The organism is Lactobacillus sp. UMNPBX1, from assembly GCF_002554085.1.
Classification (GTDB): domain Bacteria; phylum Bacillota; class Bacilli; order Lactobacillales; family Lactobacillaceae; genus Lactobacillus; species Lactobacillus crispatus.
In genome coordinates, this window is record NZ_PCZI01000029.1 from 1 (window position 1) to 11470 (window position 11470).

7 protein-coding genes and 19 tRNA genes are annotated in these 11470 nt (G+C 37.8%); all 26 read left to right on the plus strand.

Annotation, left to right across the window (positions count from 1 at the left end; translation table 11 throughout):
* Positions 1-84 precede the first annotated feature (84 nt).
* The 26 genes from CP352_RS10170 to smpB all read left to right on the plus strand — a co-directional run bounded on the left by CP352_RS10170 (position 85) and on the right by smpB (position 11182).
* A tRNA-Met gene (locus CP352_RS10170) sits at positions 85-158 on the plus strand.
* A 13-nt stretch (positions 159-171) separates the two neighbouring features.
* Positions 172-245: transfer RNA gene (locus CP352_RS10175), tRNA-Ile, on the plus strand.
* Between the two features lie 23 nt (positions 246-268).
* A tRNA-Met gene (locus CP352_RS10180) sits at positions 269-342 on the plus strand.
* A gap of 3 nt (positions 343-345) precedes the next feature.
* A tRNA-Asp gene (locus CP352_RS10185) sits at positions 346-419 on the plus strand.
* A gap of 6 nt (positions 420-425) precedes the next feature.
* A tRNA-Phe gene (locus tag CP352_RS10190) sits at positions 426-498 on the plus strand.
* Between the two features lie 18 nt (positions 499-516).
* Positions 517-587, plus strand: a tRNA-Gly gene (locus CP352_RS10195).
* 6 nt (positions 588-593) lie between these two features.
* Positions 594-668, plus strand: a tRNA-Ile gene (locus CP352_RS10200).
* A gap of 2 nt (positions 669-670) precedes the next feature.
* Positions 671-760, plus strand: a tRNA-Ser gene (locus tag CP352_RS10205).
* Between the two features lie 755 nt (positions 761-1515).
* Positions 1516-1587, plus strand: a tRNA-Glu gene (locus tag CP352_RS10210).
* 33 nt (positions 1588-1620) lie between these two features.
* Positions 1621-1707, plus strand: a tRNA-Ser gene (locus CP352_RS10215).
* A gap of 11 nt (positions 1708-1718) precedes the next feature.
* Positions 1719-1792 (plus strand) — tRNA-Met (locus CP352_RS10220).
* A gap of 3 nt (positions 1793-1795) precedes the next feature.
* Positions 1796-1869 (plus strand) — tRNA-Asp (locus tag CP352_RS10225).
* A 6-nt stretch (positions 1870-1875) separates the two neighbouring features.
* A tRNA-Phe gene (locus CP352_RS10230) sits at positions 1876-1948 on the plus strand.
* Between the two features lie 6 nt (positions 1949-1954).
* Positions 1955-2036: transfer RNA gene (locus CP352_RS10235), tRNA-Tyr, on the plus strand.
* 4 nt (positions 2037-2040) lie between these two features.
* A tRNA-Trp gene (locus CP352_RS10240) sits at positions 2041-2111 on the plus strand.
* Between the two features lie 12 nt (positions 2112-2123).
* Positions 2124-2196, plus strand: a tRNA-His gene (locus CP352_RS10245).
* A 7-nt stretch (positions 2197-2203) separates the two neighbouring features.
* Positions 2204-2275 (plus strand) — tRNA-Gln (locus CP352_RS10250).
* A 23-nt stretch (positions 2276-2298) separates the two neighbouring features.
* A tRNA-Cys gene (locus CP352_RS10255) sits at positions 2299-2369 on the plus strand.
* 41 nt (positions 2370-2410) lie between these two features.
* Positions 2411-2495: transfer RNA gene (locus CP352_RS10260), tRNA-Leu, on the plus strand.
* 120 nt (positions 2496-2615) lie between these two features.
* Positions 2616-3794 (plus strand): glycosyltransferase family 4 protein, encoded by a 1179-nt coding sequence (locus CP352_RS10265; protein ID WP_057726956.1) that lies wholly within the window; start codon positions 2616-2618, stop codon positions 3792-3794.
* Positions 3795-4838, plus strand: a complete 1044-nt coding sequence (locus CP352_RS10270) for a glycosyltransferase family 4 protein (protein WP_005721128.1) — start codon at positions 3795-3797, stop codon at positions 4836-4838.
* The gene (locus CP352_RS10275; RefSeq protein ID WP_065990324.1) at positions 4838-5863 is read left to right on the plus strand and encodes a lysylphosphatidylglycerol synthase transmembrane domain-containing protein; all 1026 of its coding nucleotides are present in this window, start codon (positions 4838-4840) and stop codon (positions 5861-5863) included. The genes CP352_RS10270 and CP352_RS10275 overlap by 1 nt, the downstream gene beginning before the upstream one ends.
* A 74-nt stretch (positions 5864-5937) precedes the next feature.
* The gene (locus CP352_RS10280) at positions 5938-7998 is read left to right on the plus strand and encodes an LTA synthase family protein (RefSeq protein ID WP_057726954.1); all 2061 of its coding nucleotides are present in this window, start codon (positions 5938-5940) and stop codon (positions 7996-7998) included.
* A gap of 67 nt (positions 7999-8065) precedes the next feature.
* Positions 8066-8299 (plus strand): preprotein translocase subunit SecG, encoded by a 234-nt coding sequence (gene secG / locus CP352_RS10285; RefSeq protein ID WP_005722499.1) that lies wholly within the window; start codon positions 8066-8068, stop codon positions 8297-8299.
* Positions 8300-8371: 72 nt separating this feature from the next.
* Entirely contained in the window at positions 8372-10711 is a 2340-nt protein-coding gene (rnr, locus tag CP352_RS10290; protein WP_013085895.1) for a ribonuclease R, read from the plus strand.
* Between the two features lie 12 nt (positions 10712-10723).
* Complete coding sequence (gene smpB, locus CP352_RS10295) at positions 10724-11182, plus strand: SsrA-binding protein SmpB (RefSeq protein ID WP_005721136.1); 459 nt, start codon at positions 10724-10726, stop codon at positions 11180-11182.
* Positions 11183-11470: the final 288 nt, after the last annotated feature.

Below are 11470 nucleotides of genomic sequence, written 5' to 3' on the forward strand. Positions count from 1 at the left end.
TAGAGCACCTGGTTTGGGACCAGGGGGTCGCAGGTTCGAATCCTGTTTTCCCGATTGTAATCTAATGGTGATTGGTTACATTTTGGCGGTGTAGCTCAGCTGGCTAGAGCGTCCGGTTCATACCCGGGAGGTCGAGGGTTCGATCCCCCCCGCCGCTATAATTGTAAGCTTGGACCTTTAGCTCAGTTGGTTAGAGCAGACGGCTCATAACCGTCCTGTCGTAGGTTCGAGTCCTACAAGGTCCATAATGTGGCTTTTATATTAATATCGCGGGATGGAGCAGTCTGGTAGCTCGTCGGGCTCATAACCCGAAGGTCGTTGGTTCAAATCCAGCTCCCGCAATTTGGTCCATTGGAGCAGTGGTTTATCTCGCCTCCCTGTCACGGAGGAGATCATGGGTTCAAATCCCATATGGACCGTAAGATGGCTCGGTAGCTCAGTTGGTAGAGCAAAGGATTGAAGCTCCTTGTGTCGGCGGTTCGATTCCGTCCCGCGCCATTTCATTTTATATTAGGTGCGGGTATAGTTTAGTGGTAAAACGAAAGCCTTCCAAGCTTTAGTCGCGAGTCCGATTCTCGTTACCCGCTTTATATGGGCCTATAGCTCAGCTGGTTTAGAGCGCACGCCTGATAAGCGTGAGGTCGATGGTTCAAGTCCATTTAGGCCCATTGGAGACATACTCAAGTGGCTGAAGAGGCGCCCCTGCTAAGGGTGTAGATCGGGTTATTCCGGTGCGAGGGTTCGAATCTCTCTGTCTCCGCTATATAGAAAAGTAACTGTTCTAGATTAATTTCTAGAGCAGTTTTTTTGTGTACCGAGCGACATTCTTAGTCCGATGAAAGTGTTAGAACTAAGAGCCAGTAGCAATGATATTATGAGTATGGGACGTTTACAAAGGAGTAAATACCTGCTGAAACAGTAAGGAATTACAAATGTATCGTCTTATATGCAACCATATGTATAGTGGATGGAAGGAGATGAGTTCGTTAAGTTCTCTCTGCATTGAAAACACGTCATAAGATGTTAAAACCTTAATTTTGAGTTATTGATAAACCTAAATGCATATTATTTTGAATGACTTAATGGCAATTATTACACTTCTTTTAGGTAAAAGCCTTGGACATTGATTCAAGTCAATAATCGTGTATATAACATAGGGAGAGTCGATTGTTTTAAATTTCTTCTTGTATGATCTATATTAAAAAAATAATTTTGTGGGGGATTTCATAGTGATATAAAGAAGCAGTTTAATATGGAACAATTTATAAAGATCATTTAATTAAAGATAAGAGAAGCTGTTTTGCTCTAGCTAATTTGAAGTATTAAGATAGATATAAATGTTTTACAACAAAAAATAAAAAAGTACTTGCATTTTGACTGAATATCTATTAATATTAAATACGTTGTGATTGAGAGATCACAATAGTAATAGCTAATTAAAAAAATAAATAAAAAGTTCTTGACTTTTGAAGTGTGATTAGTTATTATAATAAAGTGCTCTTGAGTGAGTTACATGACCCGTTGGTCAAGTGGTTAAGACACGGCCCTTTCACGGCCGTAACATGGGTTCAAATCCCGTACGGGTCATTGCCACAATTTAATTTTTTGGCATTAAGCAATGGAGGATTACCCAAGTGGCTTAAGGGGACGGTTTTGAAAACCGTTAGGCGGTTCTGCCGCGCGTGGGTTCAAATCCCACATCCTCCTTAATTGAATATCGCGGGATGGAGCAGTCTGGTAGCTCGTCGGGCTCATAACCCGAAGGTCGTTGGTTCAAATCCAGCTCCCGCAATTTGGTCCATTGGAGCAGTGGTTTATCTCGCCTCCCTGTCACGGAGGAGATCATGGGTTCAAATCCCATATGGACCGTAAGATGGCTCGGTAGCTCAGTTGGTAGAGCAAAGGATTGAAGCTCCTTGTGTCGGCGGTTCGATTCCGTCCCGCGCCATCATCTGGAGGAGTAGCGAAGTGGCTAAACGCGGCGGTCTGTAAAACCGCTCTCTCTGAGTTCGGCGGTTCGAATCCACCCTCCTCCATAATAGGGATATCGTATAAAGGTAGTACATCGGTCTCCAAAACCGCTAGTGTGGGTTCAATTCCTACTATCCCTGTTTACCTTCATGGCGGAATTGGTGAAGGGGTTAACACACTGGTTTGTGGATCCAGCATGCGTGGGTTCGATTCCCACATTCCGCCCTAGTATTGGGATATAGCCAAGTGGTAAGGCATTAGACTTTGACTCTAACATGCGCTGGTTCGAATCCAGCTATCCCAATTCTAAATAATTTCATAACTTATGGCGGTGTAGCCAAGTGGTAAGGCAGAGGTCTGCAAAACCTTAATCGTCGGTTCAAATCCGACCTCCGCCTTATCAACCGAATAAGTTGATTATTTTAAAATTTAATATTATGGCGGTGTGGCGGAATTGGCAGACGCGTCAGACTCAAAATCTGGTGTCCATTACGGACGTATCGGTTCGACCCCGATCACCGCTATTATTATGAAGCGATCCAATTATTGGATTGCTTTTTTTTATTTTAAAATGTTAGCATTTTATTATATAAATTGCACATGAATACAGGAATCTTTATAATGCTACATATGGAGGTACTCAAATGAATATTGGTCTTTATACCGATACATATTTTCCCCAGATAAGTGGCGTAGCTACTTCAATTAAAACGTTAAAAGAAGCGTTGGAAAAGCAGGGACATAATGTATTTATTTTTACTACTACTGATCCGAACGTGAAAAAAGGAACTGTAGAACCGAATGTATTTCGTTTTAGCAGTATTCCTTTTGTCTCATTTACCGATCGGCGAATAGCATTTAGAGGACTATTTGAAGCAACCAAAGTAGCTAAAGAAGTCAATCTTGATATAGTTCATACTCAAACTGAATTTGCATTAGGTACTATTGGCAAATATGTAGCTCATCAATTAGATATTCCTGCTATCCACACTTACCATACGATGTATGAAGATTACTTGCACTATATTTTAAATGGGCATTTGCTTCGTCCATATCATGTTAGACAATTTGTTAAAAGCTATTTGAAAAATATGGATGGATGTATTGCTCCTAGTGGCCGAGTTGAAGAATTATTACGGCGCTATGGCGTTCAAATACCAATTAGGGTGATTCCTACTGGAGTAGATTTGCAGGGCATGAACAACGATATTCAACGTGATGTGCGGCAAGAACTTGGAATTGATCAAGATGCGCCTGTAATTTTAACCTTAAGTAGAATTGCAGCCGAAAAAAAGATTAATCATATTTTGAACGTAATGCCTGAAATTATTGATGAATTTCCTAATGTGAAATTTGTTATCGCAGGTGATGGCCCTGATGTTGATGTGTTAAAGGATCAGGTAGAGCGATTAACACTAGAGAATTACGTTATTTTTGTCGGTAATGTAGAGCATGGCGATGTTGGTAATTATTATCGAATGGCTGATCTTTTTGTTTCAGCTAGTGATACAGAAACACAGGGGTTGACTTATATTGAGGCTCTAGCTGCAGGTACGCCATGTGTGGTTTATGACACAGACTATACCGAAAACATTTTTGATCAAGATATTTTTGGGCTGACATTTACTACACAACAAGAAATGTTAGAAGAGATTATTACTTTGCTTAAGCAAGGGACGAAAAGAATCCCGCAGGAACTTTTGCAAAATAAATTACAGAAGATTTCAGCTGATCAATTTGCTAAAAATGTGTCTGATTTTTATCAGTATGCAATTGATCACTATCAAACTAAGCATGATGAGGAGACTAAAAAGAGGAACTAAATGATTAGAATTAATATGTTCTCGCAAGCTGATTCTGTTAAAGGACAGGGTGTAGGTTCAGCTTATAATGAATTGATTAAACTTCTGAGGACGCACTTAGTAGACGAATTTTATGTAACGATTAACAAATATGGCAATAGCGATTTAACGCATTATCACACGATTAATCCAACCTATTACGCAAATAGTTTTTCACCAGCACGTGGCAGGAAGATTGGCTATGTTCACTTTTTACCAGATACATTAGAAGGCTCAATTAAGTTGCCAGGCGTAGCTAAAAAAGTTTTTTATCAATATGTAATTGATTTTTATAAACGCATGGATCAAATTGTTGTAGTTAATCCAATCTTTATTGATAAGTTGGTTAACTATGGAATTGATCGGAACAAGGTTAGATATATTCCTAATTTTGTTTCAAAAACAGAATTTTATGAAGAATCATTGGCTAGCAAAAACGCATTTCGTCATGAATTAGGAATTCCACTTGATAAATTTGTTGTTTTTGGTGATGGTCAAGTACAGGAACGCAAGGGGATCGATGACTTTGTTAAGATGGCACAAGCTAATCCTGATATTCAATTTATCTGGGCAGGCGGTTTTTCGTTTGGCAAAATCACTGATGGCTATGATCATTACAAAGAAATGGTTGACAATCCACCTAAGAATATGACGTTTGCGGGAATTGTAGAGCGAGAGAAGTTAGTTAAGTATTTAAATATTGCAGACTTATTTGTTCTTCCATCATATGATGAATTGTTCCCAATGTCAGTTTTGGAAGCATTCAGTTGTGGAACACCAGTATTATTGCGTGACCTTGATCTTTATAAGGCAATTATCGATGGCTATTATCTAAGCGGGAAAGATTTTGGCGAAATGAATCAAGTATTGCAAAAAGTAGTTGCCAATCCACAAACTTTGCAGAAATACAGCGAATTATCGCGTAAGGCAAGTCAACAGTATTCAGAAGATCATTTAGCTAAAATTTGGGACGAATTTTATCATGAGCAATATGAATTAGGAAAAGAGCTAGGTCAAATACATTAATGAATAAAAAACATTTGTGGGGCATTCTGGTTGTTTTAGCAATCAGTGCCTTTGTGCTATATGCAGATTTAAAAGCTACACCGATATCGGAAATATTACGGGCAGCTCATGGCCTGAATATTTTTGCATTAATCATGGTTTTTGCTTTAATGCTTTTGTCCTATGTATGTGAAGCCGGTATCTTAGCTACTTTAGCTCATCGAAAGAAAGAGCCTAAAAGGTCAGCTTGGTCGTTTTTGCGAATTCCAATTATTCAAGCTCTATTTAATGCAATTACACCAATGTCCACGGGTGGACAACCATCACAGCTAGCCGCAATGATTCAAATGGGCATGGAAGGTGGCCGTTCCACCTCAATTTTGCTGATGAAATTTATTATTTATCAGATCGTTGTTTTGTTTGCCTATGTATTTACAATTATTTTTGGCTTTCACATGGTAATGACTAAGTTCGCTGGTTTAGCAATTTTTATTGCAATTGGCTTTTTGATTCATGTTAGTTCAATTATCTTTTTGCTGGCAATTATGTTTGCTTATCGTTTTACTAAAAAGGCAACTAATTGGTTAATGGACTTGTTGGCAAAAATGATGAAAAAGGAACGAGTTGAGAAGTGGCGTAAGGCTACTTTAGAAAAGATTGATACTTTTTATGCAGAGAGTCAGAAACTAAAAAAAGAAAAGAAGAAATTATTTGTTGCCTCGCTTTTAACAGTATTGCAGCTACTTTTCTTTTACTCCGTTCCATTTATGGTATTAACAGCGCTAAATGTACCTTGTTCTTGGTATCAAGTTACGCAAATGAATATAATGATTATCATGTTTATGGCGATCATTCCTATTCCAGGTGCGTCAGGAGGGGCAGAATATAGTTTCCAAACGTTATTCTCCACCTTCATTTCTTCACATGGTGCGTTAATTTTGGCTATGTTTATTTGGCGCTTTTCAACATATTTTTTCGGTATGCTTCTCGGCATCTTAGGCTGGATTTTTAAGCCGAAAAAGATAAAAAGCACAAAAAATGATTAATTTTTATTAAAACAACGGTGTCTTACTAAATTTCGTAGTAAGATAAATTACCGTAATGAGAGGAGCAGAAGCGCGTGGAACACACTAAATCTTTTTTTAGGTGGCTGACACAGACTAAGTTAGGCTTTTTTACGATTGTTTTAGTCTTGTTTTGGCTTAAAACTTATTTTATCTATTTAACTAAGTTTAATTTAGGAGCAGTTGGTCCAATGCAGCAATTTTTATTGCTGATTAATCCGATTCCTTCAGGGATGCTTTTGCTGGGAATTGGGCTATTTTTTAAAGGACGTAAATCCTATTGGATTATTTTAGTTATCGATTTTTTGCTAACACTGTGGTTATTTGCCAATATTTTATATTATCGTGAATTTTCAAACTTTTTGTCATTTTCAATTATTAAGACATCAGGCTCGACTTCCGATAATTTGGGTAAAAGTATTGCAGGAATTACACTAGCTAGCGATTTTTTAGCTTTTGCTGATATTGCTGTAATTATCGTGTTATTGGCGACCAAAGTAATTAAGATGGATGTTCGTCCACTGAAGCTAAAAGTTAATTTGTTAATTGAGGCTTTGGCTGTCAGCTTAATGGGACTGAATTTATTGATGGCCCAAAATGATCGTTCTGGACTTTTGACGAGAACTTTTGATAATAATTACATCGTCAAATATCTGGGAATCAATGAATATGCTATTTATGATGGCTATAAGACAGCACAAACTAGTGCACAGATGGCCAAAGCTAATGTTTCTGATTTGAAGTCTGTTAGAAACTATTTAAAAGAAAATTACGTTAAACCTAATCCCGCTTACACCGGCGTGGCTAAAGGAAAAAATGTGTTAATCATCCATTTGGAAAGTTTTCAACAATTTCTGATTGGCTACAAATGGAAAGGTAAAGAGGTAACGCCAAATCTGAATAAGATTTATCATCAAAAAGACACCATTAGTTTTGATAATTTCTTTAATCAAGTAGGACAAGGCAAGACTTCTGATGCCGAAATGATGCTTGAAAATTCTTTATACGGACTACAATCAGGTAGTGCAATGTCTACGTATGGTACTTCTAATACTTTTGAAAGTGCTCCAGCCATTTTGCATCAACAAGCTGGTTATACTACTGCTGTAATGCATGGTGGTGCTGGCTCCTTCTGGAATAGAAATAATGCTTATAAGTCATTTGGCTACCAATACTTTATGCCACTGTCTTTCTATCAGAACAAACCAAGCTACTATATCGGATATGGCTTAAAAGATAAAATTTTCTTTGATCAATCAATCAAGTACATTGAGCGTTTACCACAACCATTTTATTTAAAGATGATTACTGTAACGAACCACTATCCGTATAATATCGATAAAAAGAATCAGACGATTGATAAAACGAATACTGGGGATGAAACAGTTGATGGTTATGTGCAGACCGCGCATTATTTAGACCAAGCAATTGGTGAATTTATGCGTTGGATGAAGAAGACGGGCCTAGATAAGAAGACACTAGTAGTATTTTATGGTGATCACTATGGGATTTCAGGTAATCACCATAAGGCTAGTGCAGAATTGCTTAAGAAAGATTCGTTTAATGACTTTGATAATTTGCAGTTCCAGCGAGTTCCTTTGATGTTCCATATGAAAGGACTAAAGGGTGGCATTAATCACACCTACGGCGGTGAAATCGATGTTTTACCAACCTTACTGAACTTGCTGGGGATCAAAGACAAAGATACGATCCAATTTGGCTATGACTTGCTAAGCAAAAATGCACCGCAAATTGTAGCACAAAGAAATGGTGACTTTATCACTCCGGAATATTCTAAGGTGGGTAGCGATTATTATGACACCAAGACGGGTGAAAGGATCAAACCTAATAAGAAATTAAAAGAAAAATTAACTGCAATTTCTAACACCGTAACTACACAGCTGTCTTTGTCAGATCGTGTAATTAATGGCAATCTGCTCCGATTCTATAAACCAAAATGGTTTACTAGAGTCAAGCCGAAGGATTACGACTATAACAAGGCGCCATCTTTAAAACGTTTGTTTGATGATCCAAGCAAAACTTCACTGTGGTATCAAAATCATCGTAAAACGACGCAAAAAGATTTCAAGACAGATGCGCCTGAACTAAAAAAATAACTGCAAAAACTAGTAATTTGTGATAAACTTGGTAAGTAAATCGTATGTGTGTATTGGAGGCAGCGCATTGTATAATTTAGTTATGACGCTACTAATCATTGTTTCAATCTTAATTGTCATTGCAACAATGATGCAGCCACAAAAACAACAAGATGCATTGAACGCCTTATCTGGCGGTGCCGTTTTTAGTGGGCAAACCAAAAAACGTGGTTTTGAAGCATTTATGGAAAAAGTAACCTCAGTTTTATTGGTACTTTTTTTCGTCTTTGCTATTATCTTAGCTTATATGTCTTCAAAATAAATTTTGTACCTCCCGATCAAAATATGATGGGGAGGCTTTTTTTATTAAATTTAAAGATCGGAGAATAACTGCATGGCACAAAACGAAAAAATTTTGGCCGGCGTTTTAGAAATTTTTCGCCATAATCCACAAAAACAATTTCGTGTAGATCAAATTGAACGTGAAGCACGTCGTGATAGATTAGGTAATTTTACTGAATTAATTAAGGCTCTTTCTTTTTTAGAGCACGATAAAAAGATTATTACAGATGGCAAAGGACAATACCAATTAGCTCAAGAAAATACTGAAGTTGAAGGTGAATTCAGAGCTAATGATAAAGGCTTTGGCTTTGTTAGATTAGATGATGAAAATGCGGACGACGTCTTTGTTGCCGCAGATTATACCAAGTATGCCGTTAATGGTGACCGAGTAAAAGTAAAGATCACTGCTGGTGGTAATCCTTGGAATGGTAAAGGACCAGAAGGTCAAGTTGAAGAGATCCTTGAACATGGTTTGGAAACGTTAGTTGGTGAATTTCATCCGCTAACTGATGAGCAAAGAAAAATCAGTCATTTTATCGGCTATGCTTTGAGTAACGATAAAAAGTTGCATAAATACCGAGTTTATTTGTCTGAAAATGGCTTGATCCCTCAAATGGGCGATATGGTTAAGGTCTCAATTAAGGATTATCCAGATGAGGAAAATCCTGAGTCAATGACTGGTGCAGTAGTCAACATTATTGGTAATAAAAATGACCCTGGTGTTGACATTATGTCAATTGTGGCAGCACATGATGTAAGAACTGAATGGCCTGAAGATGCAATGGCGCAAGCTAATGCTATTCCTGATCATGTTACTGAAGAGGAAAAAAAGGGTAGAGTAGATATTACTGACCAACCTGCAGTCACTATCGATGGGGATGATTCTAAGGACTTTGACGATGCTGTAGTTTTATGGAAAAAGCCTAACGGCAATTATCACCTTGGTGTTCATATTGCGGACGTTTCTCACTATGTGACAGAAAATACGCCGTTGAACGAAGAGGCATTTGCTCGTGGCAACAGTACTTACTTAGTTGATCGGGTAATTCCAATGCTGCCATTTAGACTTTCTAATGGAATTTGTTCCTTAAATGAAGGCGTGGACCGGCTTGTTTTGTCATGTGACATGGAAATTACGCCAGAAGGTAAAAGAGTAGGTTATAAAATTTATCCTTCTGTCATGCGCTCACATGGTCGAATGACCTACAACAAGGTTAACAAAACTCTTAAGGGCGAAATGAATGGTTTGGAGGATAAGTATGTTAAACTCCGACCAATGCTTGAAGAAATGGCAGATTTGCATGCTGCTTTGTATAAACAACGTCATCAACGTGGTGCTATTGACTTTGAAGAACCAGAAGCAAAAATTATTGTTGATGATCAAGGCAAGCCAACAGATATTGTTTTGCATGAACGTGGTACTGCCGAAAAGATGATCGAATCATTTATGTTAATGGCTAATGAAACCGTGGCCGAAGATTTCTTCAAAAAGCATGTTCCATTCTTGTACCGTGTTCACGAAACACCAGATGCCGAAAGAATCAAGACTTTCTTTGAATTTTGTAGCGCATTTGGCTTGAATATTCATGCGGATCCAAATAATGTTAAGCCAATTGATTTACAAAAAGTAGTTTCTAAAACTACAGATACTCCAGAGGAAGCTGTAGTACAAATGATGATGCTACGTAGCTTAAAGCAAGCGCATTATTCAGAAGAAGCACTGGGACACTTTGGCTTAGCTGCAGAATACTATACTCACTTTACTTCACCAATTAGACGTTATTCTGACTTGATGGTGCACCGGATGATCCATGCATATCAAGACCAGGGGACTAATGAAGAAGTGCAAAAGCATTTTGCTAGTTACTTGCCAGATGTTGCAGAACAAACTTCAACGCAAGAAAGACGTTCAATTGATACTGAACGTGAAGTAAATGACTTGAAGATGACAGAATATATGGCCGATCAAGTGGGGCAACACTTTGACGCGGTAGTATCTTCGGTAACTAGTTTTGGGATGTTTATTCAATTACCAAATACGATTGAGGGATTAATCCATATTTCGAATTTGACTGATGATTTTTACAGTTTTAATGAAAAATCATTGACGCTAACTGGTCGAGGTACTCATAAGCAATATAAGGTAGGGATGCCAATTAAGGTAACCTTGATTAATGCTAACGTTGAACAACATCAGTTAGACTTTGAAATATATGATCCTAATGCGCCTAAGCATGAGCATAACGATCGCGGAATGAATAATCGTCGTCGTGGAAACCGTGGCTTTCGCAATAATCACGGACGCCGTGGTGGTCAGTTTAATAATCACAGCGATCATGGCCGTGGCCGAGGTAATGGAAACCGTGGAGGTCGGAGAAATTTTAAACATTAGGGATTGATCTTAATGAAAAAAGAAAAAGAAGATAATTTAATTGCACAAAATAAAAAAGCACGACACGACTATTTTATTAAGGAAACATTGGAAGCAGGAATTGCTTTAACTGGAACCGAAATTAAGTCTGTACGAGCTAGAAGAATCAACTTGCGGGATGGTTATGTGCAGATCGTCAACGGACAAGCCTGGCTAGAAAATGTTCATATTAGTGAATATAAGCAAGGCAATCGGTACAATCATGAACCACTACGTAGTCGGCGCCTTCTTTTGCATAAAAAAGAAATTGCACGTTTGGCCAAAGCACAATCAGAGCGTGGTATTGCAATTATTCCACTTAAAGTGTATTTAAAACATGGCTTTGCCAAGGTATTGATTGGTGTTGGCCAAGGTAAAAAGGAATATGACAAACGGCAAACAATTAAAGAAAGAGACCAGAAGCGCGATATTCGACGCAAGTATGGTGTCTAAAATGAGTCTGAGAAGAATCTCAGACTTTTTTTGTTGAAAAATTTAAAAAAAGTTTTTTAATTTTCACAAAGTAATGTTCGAACAATTTGAAGAATGCAGAGAAAATCAAGTTAAATGTTTTTTAAATTATTATAGATACGAATAATAGTATTAAGATACGTTTGATATTGAAATATTCATATTAAAAATCCGAACGAAGAGCAAGACTTGCCAAAGCGGAGAAAATAAGGTAAATTAATAAAGTCGCTTCGAGAGATGCGACGAGAGCTTAAAAACAGACATGTAAGG